20 protein-coding genes are annotated in these 24,762 nt (G+C 45.2%); 15 read left to right on the top strand and 5 right to left on the bottom strand.

The genetic code is table 11. From position 1 onward, the window contains the following. Window positions 1-11 precede the first annotated feature (11 nt). Both V3V99_03205 and aspS read right to left on the bottom strand, forming a co-directional pair. Window positions 12-995 carry a PhoH family protein gene (locus V3V99_03205; GenBank protein MEE9441654.1) on the bottom strand — a complete coding sequence of 328 codons (984 nt, stop codon included), beginning with the start codon at window positions 993-995 and terminating at the stop codon, window positions 12-14. Then, the gene (aspS, locus tag V3V99_03210) at window positions 996-2,825 is read right to left on the bottom strand and encodes an aspartate--tRNA ligase (GenBank protein MEE9441655.1); all 1,830 of its coding nucleotides are present in this window, start codon (window positions 2,823-2,825) and stop codon (window positions 996-998) included. Window positions 2,826-3,089: 264 nt separating this feature from the next. Here aspS and V3V99_03215 point away from each other — a divergent pair, with 264 nt between their 5' ends. The 3 genes from V3V99_03215 (at window position 3,090) to V3V99_03225 (ending at window position 5,496) form a co-directional block, all read left to right on the top strand. Next, window positions 3,090-3,596: a PTS sugar transporter subunit IIA gene (locus V3V99_03215; protein ID MEE9441656.1), complete on the top strand. Its 507-nt coding sequence runs from the start codon at window positions 3,090-3,092 to the stop codon at window positions 3,594-3,596. Window positions 3,597-3,763: 167 nt separating this feature from the next. Beyond that, complete coding sequence (locus tag V3V99_03220) at window positions 3,764-4,648, top strand: hypothetical protein (protein ID MEE9441657.1); 885 nt, start codon at window positions 3,764-3,766, stop codon at window positions 4,646-4,648. Window positions 4,649-4,824: 176 nt separating this feature from the next. Continuing rightward, window positions 4,825-5,496, top strand: coding sequence for a hypothetical protein (locus V3V99_03225; protein MEE9441658.1), 672 nt, complete (start codon window positions 4,825-4,827; stop codon window positions 5,494-5,496). Window positions 5,497-5,518: 22 nt separating this feature from the next. Here V3V99_03225 and V3V99_03230 read toward each other — a convergent pair whose 3' ends face one another. Next, window positions 5,519-5,704: a hypothetical protein gene (locus V3V99_03230; protein MEE9441659.1), complete on the bottom strand. Its 186-nt coding sequence runs from the start codon at window positions 5,702-5,704 to the stop codon at window positions 5,519-5,521. 101 nt (window positions 5,705-5,805) lie between these two features. Between V3V99_03230 and V3V99_03235 the strand changes: the two genes are divergently transcribed. The 12 genes from V3V99_03235 (at window position 5,806) to V3V99_03290 (ending at window position 23,662) form a co-directional block, all read left to right on the top strand. Further along, complete coding sequence (locus tag V3V99_03235; protein ID MEE9441660.1) at window positions 5,806-7,197, top strand: bifunctional UDP-3-O-[3-hydroxymyristoyl] N-acetylglucosamine deacetylase/3-hydroxyacyl-ACP dehydratase; 1,392 nt, start codon at window positions 5,806-5,808, stop codon at window positions 7,195-7,197. Beyond that, window positions 7,194-7,964 (top strand): acyl-ACP--UDP-N-acetylglucosamine O-acyltransferase, encoded by a 771-nt coding sequence (gene lpxA, locus V3V99_03240; GenBank protein ID MEE9441661.1) that lies wholly within the window; start codon window positions 7,194-7,196, stop codon window positions 7,962-7,964. The genes V3V99_03235 and lpxA overlap by 4 nt, the downstream gene beginning before the upstream one ends. Window positions 7,965-8,026: 62 nt before the next feature. After that, a complete protein-coding gene (locus tag V3V99_03245) occupies window positions 8,027-9,022 on the top strand; it encodes a Gfo/Idh/MocA family oxidoreductase (protein ID MEE9441662.1) in 996 nt (331 codons plus the stop codon). Then, window positions 9,012-10,151: a lipid-A-disaccharide synthase gene (lpxB, locus tag V3V99_03250; GenBank protein ID MEE9441663.1), complete on the top strand. Its 1,140-nt coding sequence runs from the start codon at window positions 9,012-9,014 to the stop codon at window positions 10,149-10,151. Before V3V99_03245 ends, lpxB begins: the two co-directional genes overlap by 11 nt. After that, window positions 10,145-11,422 carry a glycosyltransferase N-terminal domain-containing protein gene (locus V3V99_03255; GenBank protein ID MEE9441664.1) on the top strand — a complete coding sequence of 426 codons (1,278 nt, stop codon included), beginning with the start codon at window positions 10,145-10,147 and terminating at the stop codon, window positions 11,420-11,422. Before lpxB ends, V3V99_03255 begins: the two co-directional genes overlap by 7 nt. Further along, window positions 11,419-12,516 carry a tetraacyldisaccharide 4'-kinase gene (gene lpxK, locus V3V99_03260; protein ID MEE9441665.1) on the top strand — a complete coding sequence of 366 codons (1,098 nt, stop codon included), beginning with the start codon at window positions 11,419-11,421 and terminating at the stop codon, window positions 12,514-12,516. The genes V3V99_03255 and lpxK overlap by 4 nt, the downstream gene beginning before the upstream one ends. Beyond that, the gene (nadB, locus tag V3V99_03265) at window positions 12,506-14,122 is read left to right on the top strand and encodes an L-aspartate oxidase (protein ID MEE9441666.1); all 1,617 of its coding nucleotides are present in this window, start codon (window positions 12,506-12,508) and stop codon (window positions 14,120-14,122) included. Before lpxK ends, nadB begins: the two co-directional genes overlap by 11 nt. Next, a complete protein-coding gene (guaA, locus tag V3V99_03270) occupies window positions 14,101-15,642 on the top strand; it encodes a glutamine-hydrolyzing GMP synthase (GenBank protein MEE9441667.1) in 1,542 nt (513 codons plus the stop codon). Before nadB ends, guaA begins: the two co-directional genes overlap by 22 nt. A gap of 620 nt (window positions 15,643-16,262) precedes the next feature. Next, window positions 16,263-19,838, top strand: coding sequence for a thrombospondin type 3 repeat-containing protein (locus V3V99_03275; GenBank protein MEE9441668.1), 3,576 nt, complete (start codon window positions 16,263-16,265; stop codon window positions 19,836-19,838). A gap of 528 nt (window positions 19,839-20,366) precedes the next feature. Next, window positions 20,367-20,645, top strand: coding sequence for a hypothetical protein (locus tag V3V99_03280; protein ID MEE9441669.1), 279 nt, complete (start codon window positions 20,367-20,369; stop codon window positions 20,643-20,645). Window positions 20,646-20,759: 114 nt separating this feature from the next. Then, window positions 20,760-22,844 (top strand): dockerin type I repeat-containing protein, encoded by a 2,085-nt coding sequence (locus V3V99_03285; GenBank protein MEE9441670.1) that lies wholly within the window; start codon window positions 20,760-20,762, stop codon window positions 22,842-22,844. 32 nt (window positions 22,845-22,876) lie between these two features. Then, the gene (locus tag V3V99_03290) at window positions 22,877-23,662 is read left to right on the top strand and encodes a hypothetical protein (protein MEE9441671.1); all 786 of its coding nucleotides are present in this window, start codon (window positions 22,877-22,879) and stop codon (window positions 23,660-23,662) included. Window positions 23,663-23,766: 104 nt separating this feature from the next. On the opposite strand, the gene V3V99_03295 is transcribed toward V3V99_03290, so the two are convergent. Further along, window positions 23,767-24,204, bottom strand: a complete 438-nt coding sequence (locus tag V3V99_03295) for an integrase core domain-containing protein (protein MEE9441672.1) — start codon at window positions 24,202-24,204, stop codon at window positions 23,767-23,769. Window positions 24,205-24,213: 9 nt separating this feature from the next. Beyond that, window positions 24,214-24,381 carry a DDE-type integrase/transposase/recombinase gene (locus V3V99_03300; protein MEE9441673.1) on the bottom strand — a complete coding sequence of 56 codons (168 nt, stop codon included), beginning with the start codon at window positions 24,379-24,381 and terminating at the stop codon, window positions 24,214-24,216. Between the last annotated feature and the right edge of the window lie 381 nt (window positions 24,382-24,762).

The following is a 24,762-nucleotide window of genomic DNA, read 5'->3' on the forward strand; positions in this document are numbered from 1 at the left end:
ACCGCCTGAGTTTAATTGCCCCTGGCCCGTTTTCCCTTGTCTTCATAACGGGCGTACGCATTGATTATTTCCTGCACCAATCGATGCCGGACGACATCTTTTGAGGTCAGGTAAACGAACTTTATTCCTTTAATGCCTTCGAGAATCTTACGAATTTTTACCAATCCCGAAGGAGTTTTTTTATCGAGATCAATCTGAGTAATATCACCGGTTATTATTGCTTTGGATCCTTCTCCGAGTCGGGTCAAAAACATTTTCATTTGGCCGAGGGTCGTGTTCTGTGCTTCATCGAGAATGACAAACGAGCGGTTAAGGGTCCGTCCCCGCATGAACGCCAGGGGACAGATTTCAATTATGCCAAGGTCTATTAATTTGGTGATTTTTTCGGCCGGCATTAGTTCATGCAAGGCGTCATAGACCGGTCGCAGATAAGGATCAATTTTGGCCTTGATATCACCGGGCAGAAATCCCAGCGATTCGCCCGCTTCGACCGCCGGTCGCACGAGAATAACTCGTTTGACAGATTTCTTTTTTAACTCGGCTACCGCCTGGGCCACGGCCAGAAAAGTTTTTCCGGTACCGGCCGGGCCGATGGAGAAAACAATATCAAATTTATCGATTGCTTCCAGATATTTTTTTTGGCCGATGGTGCGAGCGTCAACAATGCGGGCCGTAGAATTATTTATAGCTCCGTTCAGAGATTCGGCCGGACCGTGACCCTCTTCTTTGACCATATCTATGGCGTAACGCAGATAACGTTCAGAAAGATCATGCCCGGCGCTCATTCGTACAATCATATCGTTAAGGAGGAGAATGACGTTTTCGACCTCATTACGTTTTCCCTCGACTGTAGCTTTCTCGCCTCGGGCGATAATTTTTACATTGAATTGGGATTCGATTAACCGACTGTATATGTCATTTTGGCCGAACAACACCCGTTGGTCAACATCGTGCAGCTCGAATTCTCTCATTATTGTCGATTTAACGGTCGCCACTCATTCCTCTGATTTATATACGATTTTCAGACCCAGTTCGCGCAACTGTTCTTCATCTATGAAATCCGGGGCTCCATCCATTAAAGACGACGCATTGGTTGTTTTGGGAAACGCAATTACATCGCGGATCGAATCGGATCCGGTCATGAGAGCGACGATCCGATCCAAACCGGGAGCCAGTCCGCCGTGAGGTGGTGCGCCGTATTTGAGGGCTTTTAACAAAAAACCGAACATTCTTTCAGCCCGTTTATCAGACATCCCCAGGATATTCAGTATTTTCTTCTGCAATTCGCTGCGATGAATTCGAATACCTCCCGATGCAATCTCGCTTCCGTTTAATACCAGATCGTATTGTTCGGCTCGTACTTTCCGCCAGGGATGATTGATATCGGACGGAGATAAATCGGTGGCAAAACCCTGCTCGATCAGATCCATATCTTCTTCGCAGGGGCTTGAAACAATATTATGCATGGCGTCGAATCTGTTTTCTTCTTCATTGTATTCAAAGAGTGGGAATTTTGTGACCCATAAAAATTCCCAACGAGATTTATCGATTAAGTTGCCTTGTTTACCCAAATGCAATCGCAATTGTCCCAGTATTGATTCGGTTTTAATAGGCCTATCGGCGATGATAAAAACGGCGTCGCCCGATTCCGCCCTGGCTTTTTGGAAAATTCTTCCGGCTGTCTCTTCGCCTACAAATTTCATGATAGGGCTTTTGTCGCCTCCCTCGGCACGGAGAAAATATGCCAGGCCCCCAGCGCCGAATTCTTTAGCCAGTTTTTCCAGTTCGCCGACCTGTTTGCGTGATAATGAGCCGCCACCATTATAAGTTATCCCCTTTACTCGACCGCCCGCTTTGAGCGTTGATGTAAACACATTGAAGCCGCAATCGGCAACAATATCGCCCAAATCGAATAGCTCCATGCCGAAGCGTAAATCAGGTTTGTCAATGCCCCAACGATTCATTACTTCATCATACGTATAGCGGGGGAAAGGCGTTTTTATATCAATATTTAGTACTTTTTTCCAAAGATGCGTGAACATGCCTTCAGCGTTGGCGAATACATCATCTTCGGTAACAAATGACATTTCCATGTCAATCTGGGTATGTTCCGGCTGGCGGTCGGCCCTCAAATCTTCATCGCGCAGGCACCGCGCCAGCTGAAAATATTTATCGTATCCGGAGATCATTAAAATCTGTTTTAAGAGCTGCGGCGACTGGGGGAGAGCATAGAATTTCCCTGGCTGAACGCGGCTGGGGACGACAAAGTCGCGCGCTCCTTCCGGAGTGGATCGCATCATAAGGGGGGTCTCAATTTCATAAAAACCCTGGCCGGACAAATATTCCCTGACCGCCATTGTTGCCTCGTGGCGAATTCGCATTTTTTCCTGAAGCGGATTACGACGCAAGTCGAGATAGCGATATTCAAGTCGCAGTTCTTCCCGGGCATTGGTCTCATCGGCAATTTCAAAGGGAGGCGTTTCCGATTCGGATAGTATTTCAATTTCGTCGCATTCGACTTCAATTTCACCCGTTTTCATTTTGGGATTGACGGTTCCTTTGGGACGAGCGTTGACAACGCCTTTGACGGCGATTACAAATTCATGCCGGCAGGAGGCGGCTTTTTGCATAATATCTTTGGAAACATGCTCGGGGTGGAAAACGACCTGAGTAATGCCGTAGCGGTCGCGCAAATCTATAAACAGAAGTCCGCCCAGGTTGCGATATTCCTGAACCCATCCGTTTAGTATTACCTTATTCCCGATGTGTAATTGAGTTAATTCACCGCAAGTCGCGGTTCTTTTGAATTCGGAATATTTGGCCAATTATTCTCCTTAATTAAACTGAAATCGATATATCTGTGTTTATTCCCTATAAATCGGAATGTTTTAGTCAAAGATTAACAGTCCTGAGGCACTCCTTTTGAGTCCATCCGCAGCAAAAACTATTTAATTCGATATACGATGTCAAGGGCGATGACCGCATTTAATTTCATCACATCGGAACTTTTGATGAACGCTCTTGACTGAAAAGCGTTTATGGCTTATAGTAGTCTAATTTTTGGGCGGCTTTGACCGATAAATAAAGTTATGGGATTTAACATATCGCGACATATGAATGCGGAGCTGATAAAGCTACACCTGTCCACCGAATTACCGGAGATAGCCGAAAACGGCAGTCGAAAAAAGTGGATCGTGTCGGCCAAGGAAGCTCTTTTGACCGAGTTGATTAACGTCCTTGATCCGGCTGATAAAATTGGAAACAAGAAAAAGCTGTTTCTTGATTTTATTAATCGCGAAAAGAAAGCTTCCACGGGAATCGGAAGCGGCTTTGCCGTGCCGCATATTCGCTCGATGCAAGCCAAAGAATTTATGATTGGGTACGGCCGCAGTCTTGAGGGATATGAATATGACGCCATTGACGGGTTGCCCGTTAATCATTTTTTTATTATGGCCGCCCCGCCATATGATGACGCTCTATACTTAAAAGTATTTAAATCTTTATCTGAAATGATAATGTTTGACAGCCTCAGCGAAAGACTGATGGCCGCCAAAGAACCGTATGATGTGATAAAAGCAATTCGTGATTTGGAGTAATAAATCTGAAGCATTGATTAGGAATATTTGCTTTTTATTTGTTTTCATATATTATCATCCCGACGATAAAAAATAACCAAACTTGAATAATCAGCACGCAAATCACTTGCGCTCTTAGTGATTATTTATTATTATAACTAATAATTTTTTGGCAGATTTGGGTAATTATGAAGAGTCATCTTGGGATATTCTTTTTCCTCACTCTCCTTTTATGTGTTTGTACTTCGACTCATGCCAGTATAGTTATTTTAAAAAACGGTGAGCAAATTATTACTAGCCACTTCGAGTTCGATGCTGAGAATAGAGTGCTTATAGTTTCAGTCAACGGCAAGCCAGAATATTTCAGTATAACCGCAATTGAAAAAGTAATTGATGATAAAGGCAAAGACATCACTGAAAGCCTGGTAGAGACAAGTAATCCTTTTGTGATGAGATCCAAGCGAAAACTACCCTGGAATGTGACATTTACCATAGCCGGAAACTATGTCAAACCAACCGGGCAATACTATGAATTTGTAAGTTCTGGTCCCGGTTTTGAAGGACATTTACGAATTGCCCTAAATCCACGACATGCCCTTAGAATTGGTTTTATAAAGTCCGGGATTAATTATGGCAACGATGTTTTTCTTTTCCTGTTTGATGATATGGATTTTATTGTAATACCCGAGCCCGAGCTTTCGGTGTTTCATTATTATATTGCCCTAAATTGGTATGATCTCGACAAGCCAATTAAACCTAATGAAGTCAGGGCAAATATATATGCTGGCATCGGAGGAGTAAGCCACACAATAAAAGGTGATAAATGGCGCGTTGACGCGAATTCTGAAGCGATTGAATTTATTGGCAAAGTGATGGAAAAGGAAACCAAATTTACTTTTGTAGGCGGTTTTGAACTGGAATATAGTTTTTCAGAACGAGTATATCTTGCTTTTTTAAGTGGACTCGAAGGCGTGTGGACAAAGGTGTATAATGTTGAAGACCCGACTAAAACCAGGCATGCTATAAAAGGTGTAAATTTCAGATTCTCGTTGGGATTTACATTTGCAATGTAATTGGGGTGGAAAATTTGAAGGCGCACAAAAATCGAATCTGTGAAAATTTATGGACTATTTGTGCTTTGATTGGTACTTGTCTATATTTTGCATCTTGTGCGCCCTCCTTTAAATATATATCGCAATCCCCGCCCCTTGATTCCAAACCTGAAGATTGCGTAATTGAAGTTTATTCAATGGCCCAGCCTACACCGACTGCTTATACTGTTCTGGGCAAGTTGAAAATGGGTGATACAGGTTTATCTGTCAATTGTAGTTACGATGACTTAATTAGACTTGCGATGAAGAAAGCCTGCGAAGTTGGCGGAGACGCAATATTGATAACTTCAATTGAAGAGCCTAATCTCTGGAGTTCTTGCTATCGCATTAAGGCCGATATCATCGCATTTTCCGTAATTTCGGATTGGCCAAAATTAAAATGGTCAATCGCCGATTGGGAAAAGTATTTTTTGTCACCGGATATTATACCTGATAAATTTGAGGGATTCTGGAATGCCGTTGACAGCTTAGGTAATATAAGTGATAGCGCTACAATTAAGAATGGACTTACCAGGAGATGGGGAAATAAATTCGCAATTAAACGGATGCCCTCAGATGCGATATATCAAATTTACTCATTGAATCCAATTAATAATAAATACGCCGAAAGTTCATTAGTCGCCATATTGAAGCTGACACCATACTCATCCATCTATACTGGAATATGGTATTCAGATGAACGCAACGGCATAAATGGACATTTTTTAATGCATAAAAATGGATTACTTAAATTTATTCCTTTCCGTGATTCAAAAGTTAACGTACCGAAAAAAGAGCTAACGCTTAAAAGACAATTTAATTATAATTAGTACGCTTGAATGAGTCAGTTCCTCAAAAAAACCATATCAACTCCAATTTAGTTTTCATAAGGCCATCGAATTTGGGATATTCCGATGAAAAATAGAAATAAGACGCCTGTTCCACAGGTGGAGTAAGAATAATAGTTTCGGTTCTGCCGGATATGTTATTAGATATCATCAATCCCAAATCCAAAGCTACGTCTTTAGCCAAATGCATAAGTAGTCTGCCGTCCGATTTGAGCTGCTAAAGCATCAAGTTTTTTCTTGAAATAGGTTCCGTATTTGACTATATACCAAGACTAACTTTTAGGGTAGGATATGTACACAAAAAAGAGAAGTATAACACGCGAAATTAGCTTTGAAGGAGTCGGCCTGCACACCGGCGAAAATTGCCGCATAACGTTTAAACCGGCCAAGCCTGATCATGGAATAAAATTCATTCGGGCTGATATACCGGATTCCGAACCGATTCCGGCGGATATTGACCATGTCATTGATATCGCCCGGGGCACGACGATCGGAATTGGCGAAGCCAAGGTGCACACAGTCGAACATGTTCTGGCGGCCCTGACCGGTCTCGGAATCGACAACATCCTCATTGAGTTGTCCGGCCCCGAACCACCGGTCGGTGACGGTTCGGCGATGCCATTTGTCGAATTGTTGCAAAAAGCCGGATTTCATGATTTTGAGGAAGATAAAGAGTATCTCGAAATTGACACGCCGATGTCGTATTCGGAGCCGGGCCGGAAAGTTGATATTGTCGTGACGCCATCGACCGATTTTCGCCTGACTTTTATGATTGATTATGCCAATCCGGCCCTGGGGACGCAATATACTTCGCTTGTCAATCTCGAAGAAGAATTCGCAGCCGAGTTTGCCTCCGCCCGAACTTTTTGTTTTCTTTCGGAAGCGGAGGAGCTCAGGAGACAGGGGCTTGTAAAGGGCGGCAGCATCGATAATGCCATTGTCATTTATGATTTGAATGGCGGCCAGATAGAGGTTGATCGTATTCGCGAAGCGCTCGATTTGAAAGATAAAATTTTTGTAGGCAAAACCGGCATAATAAACGATATCCCTCTGCGATATGATAACGAACCGGTCCGGCACAAGGCTCTCGATTTGATCGGTGATTTGACATTGATCGGCGTGCCTATCAAGGGCCATATCCTGGCGGCCCGGTCGGGACATAAAGCCAATGTTGAACTGGTCAAAAAGCTGCGCTCGCTCTACCAGAAAAAGCAAATTGCCAGCCGGTTCCAGACCAAAAAATCAAAGGCCTTTATGGATATCAACGGCATATTAAAAATTATGCCGCATCGTTATCCGTTTTTACTTATTGATAGAATTATTGACCTGGAACCTGAAAAGCGGGTCGTGGCAATGAAAAATGTGACGATCAATGAACCGTTTTTCATTGGTCATTTTCCCGAACATCCGATTATGCCCGGCGTTTTGATAGTCGAAGCGATGGCTCAGGCCGGTGGATTACTGTTGCTAAACGCCATTGAAAAACCGGAAACCAAAATTGTCTATTTTATGTCGATGGATGATGTCAAATTCCGCAAGCCGGTGGAGCCGGGCGATCAGCTTCGGTTTGAAATTGAAATGGTCTCACTGCGGAGGGGAACCTGCCGTATGGAAGGCAAAACATTCGTTGATGATAAACTTGTAACCGAAGCCAAATTTATGGCGGCAATAATTGACCGATGATTCACAAAACCGCGATTATATCGGAAGATGCCCGGCTGCATGAAACGGTCGAAGTCGGACCGTATGCGATAATAGAAGGTAATGTCGAGATAGATGAAGGTTGCAGTATCGGACCTCACGTCCAGATTGCGCCCGGAGCCCGTCTCGGCAAAAATGTTCAGGTATTCCAGGGCGCTGTCGTTGGTTCCATCCCGCAGGATTTGAAATTCGAAGGGGAAGAGTCGCTGGCTATTATCGGCGATGGAACGAGAATAAGAGAATACGCTACCGTTAATCGGGGTACTTCGGAAAGTGGTTCGACCGATGTCGGTGAAAATTGCCTTTTGATGGCTTATGCTCATGTCGCCCATGACTGCAAATTAGGCGATAACGTTATCATGGCCAATTCGGTCAATTTGGGTGGGCACGTTTATATCGGCGATTACGCCATTGTTGGCGGCGTGGTTCCAGTACATCAATTTGTAAAAATCGGGACGCATTCCATGGTCGGCGGTGGCTTTCGAGTGGTGCAGGACTTATGCCCTTATTCAATGGCGGGAGGATACCCCCTCAAAATAGCGGGACTGAATATTATCGGTCTGCGTCGGAGGGATTTCCCCCGAGAATCAATAAAAATACTGCGGGAAGTATTTAAAATACTGTTTTTTTCGAATTTGAATACATCACAGGCGGTAGAAAAAATAAAGAACGAGATTGAACTTATTGATGAAGTTAATGAAATTTTTCAATTTATTAAGGCGTCAACGCGAGGGCTGGTCAAAGCGTAAATAGGTTCAGTAAATTCTTAAATTTTTGCCGCCCTTAGGGGTGGTTTTGTTTATATAGTGATATGGATAAAATAAAATATGGAGTTATAGGAGTCGGAGCCCTGGGACGGCATCATGCCCGATGGGCCGGTCAAATATCATTATTTGATTTTCAGGGCATCTATGATATCGATAACGCCTGCATGGAGGAAGTGTCGCGCGAAATTGGTTGCAGGACTTTTGTGAGTTCTGACGAATTAATCAAAAATTGTGATGCCGTGTCAATCGCCGCGACGACGTCATATCATTATGATATTGCCCTGAAAGTAATTGCACAAAACAAACATCTCCTGATCGAAAAACCGATTACGGCTACAATCGAACAAGCCGATGAGATTATCAAATACGCCGAGGAAGCGGGAGTCAAGCTCATGGTTGGGCATATCGAGAGGTTTAATCCGGCCGTTGAAAAGTTAAGCGATTTCGATATTCGTCCCAGTTTTATCGAAGCTCATCGCTTAGCCAAATTTAATCCTCGCGGAGCCGACGTCGCCGTTGTTCTGGATTTGATGATTCACGATATCGACCTGTCGCTTTATTTTATAAAATCGCCAATTAAAGAAATTTCCGCCTCAGCGGTAAAAATCGTTTCCGACAGTGAGGATATCGCCAACGCTCGGCTGATTTTTGAAAACGGCGCCGTGGCCAATCTGACCGCCAGCCGTATTTCACTGAACGCTATGCGAAAGTTGCGGATATTCCAAACATCCGGTTATTTTTCACTCGATCTGGCTGAAAAACAGGTCGATGTTTACCGGCTGGTCGACCGGTCGTCATCTCCATCAGGGGATTCTATGATTCCACTGGGGGATTCGGGAAAAAATATCGGATACCGGCAGTTGGGCGATAAACAGGTCGACATGCTTGAGGCCGAATTGATATCGTTTGGCGAATCGATTATAAATGACGCGCCGGTCGCTATATCGGGACGCGAAGGACGCGATGCCCTTGCGGTCGCATTGGATGTAATCGCCAAAAGCAGGATCGCAGCCGACAGGCTAAAAGCCAATGAGCGATAAAAAATCCATATTTATCTGTGCCGGAGATCCTTCAGCCGATTTCCCCGGAAAAAACCTCATTGAGGAAATAAAACGCTGCGATAGTAATATAGACATTTTCGGGCTGGGTGGTCCGATAATGCAGGAGGCGGGGTTATCCTCGCTGGCCGATTATAAAAAACTTGCCGTTTTGGGATTCTGGGAAATTATCCCGCAGGTATTTTTCTTTAGAAAATTGTTAAAACAGGCTGTTATAAAAATTGAAAATAGCAATCCAATGGCGGTAATACTAATCGATTATCCCGGATTTAATCTTCGATTAGCTCGGCGAATCAAACATCTTGGTATCCCGATTATTTACTATATTTCGCCCCAGGTGTGGGCCTGGGGTAAAAAGCGACTGGCTCAAATAAAATATCTGGTTGATCTGATGCTCGTTATTTTCCCCTTTGAGGAAGAATTTTATCGGCGACATCAAATACCTGTCAAATTCGTTGGCCATCCGATTATAGATCGATATCAGGACTTTCCTGATGCCGAAACATGCCGGGATAAATTGAAAATTGAATCGGGCAAAAAACTTATCGCATTACTGCCCGGGTCCCGAATTCAGGAAGTCAAGCGAATGCTTCCGGTAATGATTGAATCGGCAAAACGCTTATCGCATTATGAATCTCATCCGGAATTTATTGTTGCGGGAGTGGATAATGTCCCTCGTTCCATTTATGATAATATTATCTCCGGTTCAGAAATAAGGATGATAATCGGGCAAACGCCGGAGATAATCAATGCCGCTGATTTGGTAATTACATCATCGGGAACGGCGACGGTCGAAATCGCCTATTTCGGCACCCCCATGGTGGTAATATATAAAACCGGCGTATTGACATTCCGCATCGCCAAATGGCTGATATCTCTCGATTCAATTGCGATGGTGAATATCATTGCGGGGAGAAAAATCGTTCCTGAATTGATTCAGGATGATGCGTCGGTCGCGAATATCACCCGGGAGGCAATTTCATTTTTGTCTGATAATGAAAAATATAATCGTACCGTAAAAGATTTGAACGCGGTTCAGATAAAACTGGGAGAAGGCGATAGCGGTCGTCGTACAGTTGAGGCAATTAACGAAATTATTTCGATATGCTAATTGTTTACAAGATAATATTGAATGTAGGATATTTGTTGTGCTGGCCATACTTCGCAATTAAAACCGGCACAAGCGAGGAATGGCGACAGCGGCGCGCGATAACTCCTGAAAAATATCTACCCACTGATACCTATCAGGATGAAGAAATCACCAAAAAAATATTGCTCTGGCTCCATGCGTCTTCGGTGGGTGAAATAAAAGTTCTGGAACGATTGATAATGGCGCTTAAAAAAACTGATAATAAATTTGAGTATTGTGTTTCTACCTATACCAGAACCGGACAGGAATTAGCCCGTACTGTTTTCTCAGACGCTCGGGCGGTTTTTTATTTTCCCCTTGATTGTTATTTTCCGCTCAGAAGATTATTCAATAAGTTCAAACCAGATGGCATTGTGATTGTCGAAACTGAAATCTGGCCTTATTTTTTGAGTTTCTGCCGCATAAAGGATATTCCGATTATTCTTGCCAACGGCCGTCTGTCCGAAAAATCGCAGAGGAGGTATCGTATATTTAAGATCGCGCTGAAAGGGTTATTTTCAATTTACAGGAAATTTGTTGTTCAGACGGATACGGATGCCAAACGAATGGAAGCTATCGGGGCTAATCCGGATAAAATAATTATCGGCGGCAATATCAAACATGATAGCAATAATATTGATGAGCAAGGTAATTCAAGAAAGACAGTTCGGGGAAAGCTCGATATAGATAATGATGCAACATTTTTTATCGCCGCATCCACCCGTACGGGCGAAGAAGAACAGATTTGCAAAGCTCTGAAACAAATAAAGCGCTTTCCGAGAAATGTTAAAACACTTATCGCTCCCAGGCATTTGGAGAGAATAAGCGAAGTAAAAGATATTCTTAACTCTTTTGATTATTCATTTATTTTATATTCGGAATTAAATGAGCGGAAGCAAGCTCCCGACGAGATCATCCTTATGGATCGCATGGGCGTTCTGGCTGATTTATTTTACGGCGCGAATATTGCCTTTGTGGGAGGAACTCTGGCGGATATCGGCGGTCACAATATAATGGAGCCGGTTTTGGCCGGCACGCCGGTTTTATTTGGGCCGTCACTTAACAACGTCCGCGACGCATCCGAGCAAATCCTGGCCAATAATTGGGGCGCGATGATAAGGAATGGTGAAAACCTTACGGAGATGCTGGAGCAGTTCGTAAATGGTAACCTGAAATTCGAGAAGTATGCGGCAAATAATAAATCAGTAGCCGATATGACCGCCGAAATTATTGTCAGGGAATTCGGGTTATGAAAAGGTTCTGGGAAATTATCATTGATTCTCGAGGAAGCGACCGCTTTTATTGCTTTCCGTTTCTGATTTTATTCAGAATTATTACGCCTATTTATCGGTTTTTCTCCGGGCTTAATTTGAGTAAACGAAAAAAGCGATGCTCACGTGAATGGGAAGCCCGTATTATATCGGTGGGGAATATATCCGTCGGCGGAACGGGAAAGACGCCGATTGTCATATGGCTGGCACGATATTTTCTGGAACGAGGCAAAAAAGTCGCTATTGTTCATTCCGGTTACGGGCGTTCATCGGATGATAACATTATAATTGGGCCAGGCGTATCTGACAGGATTAATTATAAGGCTGTCGGGGATGAAACGGCCATGATGGCGACGCATCTACCGGATGCGGGATTTGCCGTCGGCCGGGATAAGAAAAAAATGGTCAGACTGGCCGATGAAAAATTATCGCCCGATATTATCATAATCGATGACGGCTATCAGCGGCTTGATGTTCAAAAAGACCTTGATTTGGTAATTTTACCTGTGGGAATATTCAATAACAATTCGAAAATTGCCAAACGGACTTATCGAATGTTTCCTTCCGGAAGATTGCGTGAACCTCTTGATTCAATATCCCGAGCAGACGGGATAATGTTCGTCCAAAGCGGGGATAAAGATATCGATAATTCCATTCAAAGATATCGAGATTTTAATATCAAAGCTCCCTGCCTGATTTGGGAATTTTCACTGGAAGGCGTAACGCTTGATAATCGACAAGTAACGTTATCAGAGTTAAAAAATCGCAAGCCGTTTTTATTTGCCGGAATCGGTTCATTTTCTCGCCTGATTACGATGCTTGCGGAGTGCGAAGTCGAATTGGCGGGCTCGTATAGTTTTGGTGATCATTACAACTATGATAAATTGGATTTCTCTCATCTCCGGGATTTATCCAATAGTTGCGGGGCCGACTGCTATTTGACAACCGCCAAAGACATGGTTAAATTACCGCTTGAAGGTCTTGATAATCCGATTTATACGCTGGCTCTTAACGTAGAACCGGCTGACGAGGCGATTCTGAACAATATTCTAAGTAGAGTGGACAATGAAAAATGAATATGATTTTCTCATTATAGGTTCCGGAATCGCGGGATTGTCATTCGCGTTGAAAGTGGCCGATTATGGCAGCGTCGCGATTATTACCAAAAAGGAAGAAACGGAATCGAATACCAACTATGCCCAGGGGGGAATTGCTTCGGTTATGTCTCCCCATGACAGCTTTGAATCGCATCTGGCCGATACTCTAACAGCCGGGGCCGGGCTATGTAAAGAGGAAGTCGTTGAAACGATTATCAAGGCCGGCCCGGCCTGCGTTGAGCGATTAAAAGAGATTGGCGTCAAATTCACCCGAAACCGAGTCGGAGATCGCTTTTCTCTGGGGCGCGAAGGAGGGCATTCTCATAAACGAGTCGTCCACGCCGATGATCTGACCGGTCGGGAAATTGAGAGAGCCCTGGTGACGGCCTGCCACGAGCATAAAAACATATCCCTGTTTTCCAATCATATCGCCGTCGATTTGATAGCATTTGAATTTCAAGGGAAAACAATTTGCGGCGGAGCTTATGTATTTAATCCTCATAATCAAGATCGGATAACCATCCGTTCGGCAATTACAATGCTTGCCGCCGGCGGAAGCGGGCAGGTTTATCGGCATACCACCAATCCCCGTATTGCCACCGGCGATGGCGTTGCCATGGCGTTTCGGGCCGGAGCCGACGTTGCCAATATGGAATTTATTCAGTTTCATCCCACGACGCTATCGGTCATCGGTAAAAGGACTTTTTTGATTTCCGAGGCAGTTCGGGGCGAGGGCGCCGTTTTGCGTACCAGCGACGGTGAGGCATTCATGGAAAAATATCATCCCATGAAGGACTTAGCGCCCAGGGATATTGTCGCGCGCGCAATAGATACCGAATTGAAGCAATCGGGACAGGATAATGTCTGGCTGGATTTAAGGCATATTTCGTCCGAACACATAAAAACTCGATTCCCCAATATTTATATACACTGCCTCGAAGAAGGCATCGATATTACCCGTGATTTAATCTCGGTTGTTCCGGCCGCGCATTATCTTTGCGGTGGAGTCGTGGCCGATATCCGCGGGCGGACTGGGATCGATCGATTATTCGCATGTGGTGAAACTGCCTGTACCGGAATGCATGGCGCCAATCGTCTGGCCTCTAATTCGCTTCTGGAAGCGGTCGCTACCGCCGAAATGGCCGCCGATCAGGCAGTGACGGATTTCAAATCATCCGAATTACCCGAACCGCCTAAATTAGTTTTCCCTCATCCCGGACAACCGAAAGCTCCTCGCGAACGAGTCATTTTGATGCATAACCGACGCGAACTTAAACGAATCTTGTGGGATTGTGTTGGCATCGTCCGCAGTTCATATCTTCTCGAAGAAGCCGCCGAGCGTATGGCGGTAGTCAGAACCAGCGTCAGCCGCTATTTTCAATCGCATTCATTATCATATCCGAGTATTGAACTGCGAAACATGGCTCTGATCGCTTGTCTTATAATCGAAGGAGCGAGTATGCGCAAGGAATCGCGCGGTCTGCATTATACGACAGATTATCCCGATATGGACGATGCCAATTGGAAGAAGGATACGGTCTTAAACAAAAAAGGGACGTGCCGATGGATCGACAGCATGAACTGATACTGATTTTAGATTTTGGTTCTCAATATACACAGCTTATCGCCCGACGTGTGCGGGAACAAAATGTCTATTGCGAAATTGTGCCATTTAACGCCGATTTATTAAAGTATGATGAGGCAAACCTAAAAGGATATATCCTTTCCGGCGGTCCGGCTTCGGTTCTCGACAATGACGCTCCCCGATTGCCTGCTTCATTTTTTGATTGTGATCTTCCGATTCTCGGCATCTGTTACGGACTGCATCTCATGGCCTTTAGGTTGGGCGGCGAATTATCCCGGGCCCAAAAGCGCGAATATGGTCGGGCTATGATTGACATCAAAAACGGCAGCGCGTTTTTGAAAGATGTGAATTCTCCCAGCCAGGTATGGATGAGCCACGGCGATTCTCTAACAAAGATGCCTGACGGATTTCAGATTCTGGCTTCGACATCGGATATCCCGTATGCCGCTGTCGCCAACGAAGCAAGAAGGTTTTATGGCGTCCAGTTTCATCCCGAAGTCAAACACACTGATGAGGGCGCAAAAATAATTAAGAATTTCCTGTTTGATATATGCGGCGTATCCGGCGACTGGACGACCGAATCATTTATTGAATCATCGGTTAAATCGCTGCGTGCAACAATCGGCGATGACAAAGTTATTCTGGGAATCTCCGGCGGTGTGGATTCGACCGTTACGGCGGCGCTTTTGCAAAAAGCAGTCGGGAATCAAATGACGGCGATTTTCGTCAATAACGGCCTTCTGCGCAAGGATGAATATGAAGATGTCATCGAATCATATAAGTCAATGGGGATAAATCTCAAATCGATGGACGCCTCGAAAAAATTTCTTGATAATTTGTCCGGTGTAGTCGATCCCGAAAAGAAACGCAAAATTATCGGGGAGACGTTTATCGAAGTCTTCGAAGATGCCGCTCGCGACGATGGTGATGCGAAGTATCTCGCCCAGGGGACACTTTATCCCGATGTAATCGAGTCGGTCAGCTTCAAAGGCCCGTCGGCGACGATTAAATCGCATCATAACGTCGGGGGACTTCCCGAAAAGATGAATCTCAAAATCATCGAGCCGCTGCGGGAACTGTTCAAAGACGAGGTGCGTGCGCTGGGCCGCAAACTCGATCTTGCTCAGCAACTAATCGGGCGGCATCCGTTTCCAGGGCCGGGTCTGGCGGTTCGCATTCTCGGCGATATTACTGAAGAACGGTTGACTGTCTTGCGCGAAGCCGACGTGATTTATATATCGGAGCTTAAGGCGACCGGTCAGTATGATAAAATCTGGCAGGCGTTCGCGGTACTTCTTCCGGTGCAGTCGGTCGGCGTCATGGGCGATGAACGGACTTATGAAAACACGATCGCTCTTCGCGCGGTGACTTCCACCGATGGTATGACGGCTGACTGGGCGCATATTCCCAATGATATTCTGGCTCGCATTTCAAATCGTATCATCAATGAAGTCAAAGGCGTCAACCGCGTCTGCTACGATATTTCCTCCAAACCCCCGGCCACAATAGAGTGGGAGTAGCGCAGGCAAAGGCCTGTTTTTGTGCTGTCACGCGGTCAATTCGATTTTTTCAATAGTTATCCACATTTTCATTTTTGAAAATTCCTTGTAATTTATTGTTGTGTATTTGGTTGCGGGGAATTGGGTTCGTTTTGTCCTTTTCGCAGGCGGGGGTCTGTTTTCTGCTGTCGGGGATGTCATGGCTGTCGCGCGGTCTATCTGGTTTTGTTGCCAATTGATATATTTGACAGGATCGCAGAGTTTATATGCTATGGTACTATTGTGAAAATGGGTTTGTTTCCTCAGATTAACGTTTTTGGTCATATCAACTCGGTGGTGATTCTTAACAGGCGTATGCCTTTCCCACGATGGATTTTCCCCTACCAGGCCCCCGCCTGTCTTGAGAGGGCAGGCTCGCCTGGTTGTGCCCAGCGTAACCGGACGGGGTGTGTTTAGTTTATTTGCCTGTTCCATCTTACTAATGCGGATTGTTTCGGAAACAACGGGGAACTTAATGAATAATTGTTGACAAATCTGGCGATAATCTGTATTTTATTCATGATTGCTACTCTTCTTGTGTGATTGCAGCGGCAAATGTATAATACTTATTGATTAGCCATAAATATTTAAAGGGCGTAAGTATGCGTCTGGTCATAAGTTCATTTATAGCAGTTTTGGTGTCTTTTTTATTTAATTATTCGATAGTTTCCGCCCAAACCTGGGAGCAAACTAATGGGCCGTATGGGGGATACGTGAGCTGTTTGGCCACTAACTCCTCCGGTGACGTTTTTGCCATTGTAAATGGTGATGTATTTCGTTCTATGGACAATGGCGATAATTGGACACAGATTAATAATAATCAACCACCTAATGACGTTTTAGTTCTTGCCATCAACTCCTCCGATGACGTTTTTGCCGGAACTGAGGGTGGTGTTTATCGTTCCACTGACAATGGTGATAATTGGACAATAACTGGGCTGACAGATAAAAGTGTACAGGCTCTGGCCATCAACTCTTCCGATGAAGTTTTTGCCGTGACTCATGACCATGAATTAAATGGTGTTTATCGTTCCACAGATAATGGCGATAATTGGACACAAATCAACAGCGGACTGACAGATCTACATAAATACGCTTTGGCCATCAACTCCTCCGATGACGTTTTTGCCGGAACCGGTGGTGGTGGTGTTTTTCGTTCTACGGACAATGGCGATAATTGGACACAAATCAACAACGGGTTGACATATACTTCTGTACGTGCTCTGGCCATAAACTCCTCCGGTGACGTTTTTGCGGGGACTTATGGTGGTGGTGTTTATCGTTCTACGGACAATGGCGATAATTGGACCCAAATCAACAATGGGCTGACACATAAATGGGTCTACTCTCTGGCCATTAATTCATCCGGTGATATTTTTGCCGGTACTTATGGTGGTGGTGTTCATCGTTCTACGGACAATGGCGATAATTGGACACAAATCAACAATGGGCTGATGAATAAAGAGGTACTGGCTCTGGCCATCAACTCAACCGGTGATATTTTTGCCGGGATTCGTGGTTATGGTATTTATCGTTCCACTGATAACGGCGATAATTGGATACAAATCAACAATGGGCTGAGGAGAATTTATATACTGTCTCTGGCCATCAACTCCTCCAGTGATATTTTCGCCGGGACTTTTGAAGGTGTTTATCGTTCTACGGACAATGGCGATAAATGGACACAGACCAACTTTGGGCCGGCATATACTTCGGTATATGCTCTGGCCATTGACTCCTCCGGTAGCATTTTTGCTGGGACTCATGTATGGGGTGTTTTCCGTTCTACTAACAATGGCGATAGTTGGACACAAATCAATAATGGGCTGACAAATCTTTTTGTAGAGGCTCTGGCCATCAACTCAACCGGTGACGTTTTTGTCGGGACTTGGGGTGGTGCTTATCGTTCTACAGACAATGGCGATAATTGGGATCAAATTAGCAATGGCTTGCCACATTCTCAGATACTCTCTCTGGCCATCAACTCCTCCGGTGACGTTTTTGCCGGGATTTATGGTTATGGTATTTATCGTTCTACTGACAATGGCTATAATTGGACAATAACTGGGCCGACAATTGCAAGGGTAGAAGCTCTGGCCATCAACTCCACCGGTGACATTTTTGCCGGGACTAATTTCGGTGGTGCTTATCGTTCTACAGACAATGGCGATAATTGGGATCAAATTAGCAATGGCTTGACACATTCTCATATCCTCTCTCTGGCCATTAACTCTTCCGGTGATGCTTTTGCCGGGCTTGGTGGTGGTGGTGTTTATCGTTCTACTGACAATGGCGATAATTGGACAATAACTGGGCTGATAATTGAAAGGGTAGAAGCTCTGGCCATCAACTCCATCGGTGATGTTTTTGCCGGGACTCATTATGGTGTTTATCGAAGGATTTGTTTATCGGATATTGATGCCGACGGCTTTTGCGACGAGACTGATAACTGCCCTTACATACCTAACGTGGTACAAGAAGATAGTGATGGCGATAATGTTGGCGATAGTTGCGATAATTGTATTAACACCTATAATCCCGATCAATCCGACAATGATGGTGATGGGAGTGGTGACGCTTGTGATGATGACGATGATAATGATGGCGTAAATGATGTAGAAGATAATTGTATTAGCACCTATAATCCCGATCAAGCTGACAATGATGATGATGGGGATGGTGACGCTTGTGATGATGACGACGACAATGACGGCGTAAATGATGTAGAAGATAATTGCCCCTACATTTATAATCCTGATCAAACTGATACAGATCAAAATGGTGTTGGAGATGTTTGTGATTTCATCTGTGGAGACGCCAATGGTGATGGATCTTTCAATTTAGGGGATGCCGTATTCTTAGGGAATTATATATTCGGAGGCGGTTCCCCTCCTGATCCTATGGGAGAAGGCGATGCCAGTAACGACGGAATTATTAACATTGGTGACCCCGTATATATTTGGAACTTTGTGTTTAGGGGAGGACCGGAACCTTGTACTCAATCTTTTGGCTACACTTCTGATCCGGGAATCCCGGATACTGTAAGAATTGAGTCAATTACAATTCCTTCCGGAAGTGCGGAGTCCTTTGCGGTTGAGATATATCTTTATAACGATGAAGAATTAGGAGGTCTTGGCTTACCAATCACATGGAGTTCATCTGAGGTATTTTGTGATTCCATTTCATTTATTGGATCGCGTGATGAATCAGGCTCAGCGAATTTATATGAAGTTGATAATCCTGTGCAAAAGCTCCAGGTCGGTAGGGTGTTTATCTCAGACCCACTTCCCCCTAGTTCCGGGAATATCTGTACAATGTACTTTTCAGCTTCTGCGGCAACACCTGGCCAGGTAATAAATTTTGATTCTACCTCATTTTCTGTGCATTCTCCTTTTGTTCTTGCGCTTATAGATGGGCATATCATAGTCCCCCAATTTGAAGCGGGAAGTATTGAGATTGAAAGAGACTCTGAGGATTATGATAATGATGGCATAACCAACGATGTTGATAATTGCCCCTATGAAGCCAACCCACTGCAGGAAGATTCCAATGGGGATGATATTGGAGACGCCTGCACTTTTGCCGAAACGACGACGGATGGTCAGAATGTTGAGATCAGCCTTGGAGATGACGTAGATATCACATTTGGTGATGTCTCTAATTCCGGGACAACCGAAATGACAATAACAGCCACAGGTCCCGTTGGTCCATCTTCTTATCAGATTGTTCCGGTCAATGTGCCAACGTATTACAACTTAACTACTACAGCAACTTACAATGGGGATATTGAAGTATGTATTAGTTATGATGATTTCGGTATGACTCTCGAAGAGGAACAGGCGTTGCAGTTATTGCATTATGATGGATTTGAATGGGTTGATATCACAACTTCTCGCGATGACGTTTTAAATATCATATGCGGCCTCACTACTTCATTATCACCTTTTATAATCGCGTTACCTATTTCTTATACGTGCGGAGACGCCAACGGAGACGGGAATGTTAATGTCGGTGACGCAGTTTATATCATCAATCATGTCTTCAAAGGAGGCCCGGCACCAGATCCGATTGAAGCTTGCGATTCCAACTGCGATGACCAATGCAACGTGGGAGATGCTGTCTATCTAATAAATCATGTATTCAGAGGTGGCCCCGAGCCGTGCGCGGGGTGTAAGTAAGGATCAAATTGGGGCCGGCAGCCCAATTTGCCCTGTGGCCCGTCCGAAAAATAAGCGTAGCGATTTTTCGAGTGGATTCCCGCAGGGGGCTTAACTTCAAGCCATTCCTGTCCACTTTAGGCTGAAACGACACAGGCTGTTGTAAAAGATTTTCTTTTCTCCCTATATACTGCGTTAAAAAGTTGCCCAAGACAATTGTGACCATGATTGTGAGTGCTGGTTCGAGAAAACCTCAGGGTATCCCAAAGAGATACAATAGGTTACAGGAATCCGTGCCTCGGTTAAAGACCTTCGAAATTTTTTTAAGGCGGGCGGGATAAGGGGCTCCGTATTTCATATGATTTTATTGTGCAGCTACCTGCGCGTAATACGATCCCTCTGAGTGAGGTCGGATGCCGTATTTCAATTGCTACTTTTAGTATTGACACAATACTCGATTATGCTATATTGAAAAAGAGTCAGTTTACAGCACAGGAAATTCATTTCAAAATTAGATCGTACTCTTACCGTGCAATCAAAGGGGAAGGCATGAATAGTCTGCTTATCCATCCAGACATAGTATTCCGGAGAAAATACGCTGAAGCTACCATATTCCCGGTCATTGTATTCGTATTTGCCCTATGCTCAACAATTAGTGCCCAGACCTGGGAGCAGACTAATGGGCCGTATGGAGGATTGATAAAATCAATGGCTGTAAGCTCAAATGGGTATATCTCTGCCGCGACTTATAATTATGGCGGTATCTTTCGTTCGATAGACAATGGCAATAACTGGACACACATTGGTTTGGCAAATCATGGCTGGTAGTTTCCTTGATATATTGAATGAAGGGTGCTCAGACATCACGGGTCAATTATGGTCGAGTGTTAGCAGAAATATCGAATCAAATTGCAGGAAATACTTATAGTCAAAGGAGTAATTATGCGAAAGATATGGATTGCAGTCGTTCCGGCGATGACAATACTGTGTTTTGCCTTGATTGCCATATGGCCGGTAACAGGATCAGACGCCGAGACAGTAAAGCGAAACTTTGGCCCCCAAAAGGTGGGCGATATTTCAGGGGCAGGCGAAATGTCACAGTTAAAATCACTTCAAGCGGGATGTGAATTGCTTGAATATACATGCAACATTACTTACTTCTGGCCCCTTCCCAGTGAATATGGCGACGATTTTTATAATATGCGCTTTACGCCGCCTGAGCCCACGGGATGTACCTTGACACAGATTCAGATGGCATTCCACGAGGATGGAAGCATCAATGTATCGTGGCAGGGAATCGACGTCTATGTCTGGGAAGATGATGGTTCCGGATTTCCCGGTACCGTTTTGGATATTATTCGTATTCCCGCCGAAGCTATTGCATGGTATCCATCGACTGTGATAGCTGTCCCGAATTATCCGATCGTCCTTGGTAATGATTTCCATATCGGATATACCACGGTTGAACAGGAGGTCGATGTTTTCGCCCTCTTATCCGATGACGGTTCCTGCGGTAACCTGCGTTCATCATATTATATTGCAGGGGGCTGGCATGAGTTATTTATTGATTACGACATCGATGTCAATTTTCTGATTGCCGCCGAGATATGTTGCCCCGCCAGTACCAACGAAGTTCCTCATGTGACCAACCATCCGGAAATACTAAATCAGAGTTATTGCAGCAATCTTTACTATGATTATTTCGGTGAAGATCCCGAAGAGGACGAGATCTGGTTTGAATTTTTATCGGGGCCGGGAACCATGGACAGCGCCACCGGTGAATGGAGTTATCAGCCATCGGAAAGCGATATCGGTGATCATCAGCTTGCCTATCAGGTCTGCGATGCGTCCGGTTGTTCGGACATAATGTACACAACCTTGATCATCGAGAATTACGAGCCGCAGATTGTCAGTCCCTGTGGCACTATCATTGAAGGCACCGCCGGTGATCGGATTCAGTATATAGTCGAGGCCATCGGTCCTGAACGCTGTGATGACCTGACTTATTATATGATGGCCGGCCCGGGGACAATTGATGCCTCCACCGGAGTATATAGCTGGGAAACAGGGCCTTCGAGTGCAGGCGTGGATATAGTAACGATTGGAGTAAGCGACGGTTTTACGGATGTTGCGTGCGATTTCATTGTCGATGTGGCTGAAGAGGGCGTCTGCGGCGATGCCAACGGCGATGGAAGTATAAATGTCGGTGATGCGGTGTTTCTCATAAGCCATGTCTTTAAGGGTGGTCCTCCACCCGATCCCTTTTCATCCGGTGACGCCAACGGCGATGGAGGTGTAAATGTTGGTGACGCGGTGTATATTATCAGCCATGTTTTCAAGGACGGGCCGGAACCGTGTGCCATTGTGGAACCTTGTTGCGATGCGCCCCCTTGTATGCCTAATCCCGTCATTCCGGTTACATATGACAAAATTGCCAGTCCCACGGCCAATTGCGGCGGGAATTTCGGCTTGTGGGAAGGCTGGACAATGACTGCCCAATACGCAGCCTGTTGCCTTGACGGAGTTACCTGGCAAATGCGCGTGGAAAAAGTTAGGCGCCCATATTCCATTTCGGTCTGTGCGCGGGGCAGAACCGATATCAATTCGGCGGATGATGTCGACAATGTTGCCGACTGCCAAAGTGTTGTTGCCGATCTTGAATTCACTGGAGCTCCGGCCCCGGGCAGGCCTGCCAAGGTCACCTATACCTCTACTGATTGCACCGAGGACCATGAGCAGAAACATCAGGACGAATCCCAAACGGCCATCGATGCCGCCTGGGTGGCAGGCGAAGCCGCTATCGAAGCTCTCACAGTGGCATGTGTCGTACCAGAATGCGATACGCCGGCCGAAGCGGTAGCGGCTATGATAGCGGCAGCGAATGCATCACTTGCGGCGACGCAGGCAACCGCGTGGGCCAATACTCCCAACCATGGCCCGCCGGATACCAGCGGCGCCTACGCGGCTCAAAAGGCATGTCATGATGCCCTCATAGCCGCCTTGAAGGCTGCTCATCCCGGATGCTGAAGAAGATAGAAGTGTATTAAAGGGAGTAAAAAGTGCGAAAACGTAGATATATAAGCATATACCTGATTTCATTCTTTTTCGTCGTATGTATGTCGGCAAAACTCCTGGGAGACGCTCCGCGACAGCCAACCTCTCAGGAGTTGCTGGCCGGCATGGGATATGACGCAACCAACGAAGGGTTGGGCAAAGCCCTTGACAGCAGTGATCCATGGGCCCAGATCTATTCCCTGATGATCCTTCAGGAAAACAATGATCCTACTTATCTGGAGGTGGCGATATCATTATTGGGATCGACATCCGTCAAAGTTCAGCTCGAGGCTGCCAAGCTTCTGTCTCAGTTTGATCGTATTAAGGGAATCAGATGGCTGGAGAAATGGGAAGATTTTGAGACTGACTGGTCTTCTCCCTTTACCGATACCGCCCACGCCGTACTTGACGCCGCCAGCGCCCTGGCTGCCAGAGGTGACGAACGATTGCACATGCACATCCGGCCATTACTACAGCACAAGTTTTGGTCGGTCCGCATGCATGCCGCGCGTGCTCTGGGTGATTTTGGGAATACTGACGATCCGGAACTTGAGGCCACCTGGATAATATCTGTCGATGTGGCCCTGGAAGCATTAAAAGGCGGGACTGACAGAGAGGATTTCGTTGAACTTTATCTCACCTGGTTAGTTAGCTCTCTCTTCCGGCAAGCCAATATAACGCCAGGTATGACCGAGAAGTTTGCCGAACTTGCCGCATACGATCACCCGGTTGTCTGCAATACAATTGGAAAAAAGATATCAGAATACGATGCCAATAGCGATGAAAATTAGGACGATAATCATCACGAGCATTGATGGTATATAATCCCCAGCCATGAATGGATTGGGTTACCGGGTGTACGTCGTCAGACAATTCGGACAAGTTGTATTAAAATTTAAGACATAGTTTGTCTCATGGCAATAGCTTTTTTGTAGTTTCGTTTTCTTTGTTTCATCGTTCGTTCTTTGATTCGATCCCTTTCCTTCAGTATTCGCACCGCCCGGCCAGTGTAGACATCGACCGGGGTCACATTGTCCAGCGATTCATGGTATCTTTCATAATTGTAGTATTCCACAAAGGATTCAATCTGAGCCTTCAAATCATCCGGTGAATAATAGTTGTCCAAGAGAAGGATGTTTTTCATCGACCGATGATAGCGCTCGATCTTCCCCTGAGTCATGGGATGATATGGCCGACCACGAGTGTGTGTCAGTCCATTGTCAGCCAGGTAGTTCTTCAGCTCACCGGAGATATAACACGGGCCATTGTCGGACAGCAATCTCGGCCGGTGCCGGACATAGGCATGATCTACGCCTGATTCAGCGATGGCCATGTCGATCGTCTACTTGACATCCATTGCTGACATGCCACGGCAGAGTCTCCACGACAAAATATACCGGGAATAATCATCCAGCACCGTCGACAGGTAATACCAATCCCAGTGGACCACTTTCAGGTAAGTGAAATCGGTTTGCCACATCTGGTTGATGCGAGTTGTCGGCGAAAACATTATTTCGTCATTGCGAATTCCCCGTAAAACGGGGAATGTGGCAATCTATGGCTTTAAAATACAGATCGCCACGTTAGCCGTCGGTCTCCTCGTGATAACCGGATTTATTCGATTTTTTCAATAGTTATCCACATTTTCATTTTTGAAAAATCCCTGTAATTTATAATTGTCTATAGGGTTGTGGCGAATTGGGTTCGTTTTGTTCTTTTTAGTACTTGCCCTGCTTGTTCCTTTTATTTTGCGGCATAATATGAAGAGGTGGTTGCAGGATTTTGGACAATGTGTTAAGGTGGAAATGAGACATTATTATGAGGAGCTTAAGTATGAGAAAGCGACGAAGTTTTTCCGCCGAATTTAAGTTCCGAGTTGCGCTTGAGGCAT

The sequence above is a fragment of the Candidatus Zixiibacteriota bacterium genome, assembly GCA_036480375.1.
Classification (GTDB): domain Bacteria; phylum Zixibacteria; class MSB-5A5; order GN15; family JAAZOE01; genus JAZGGI01.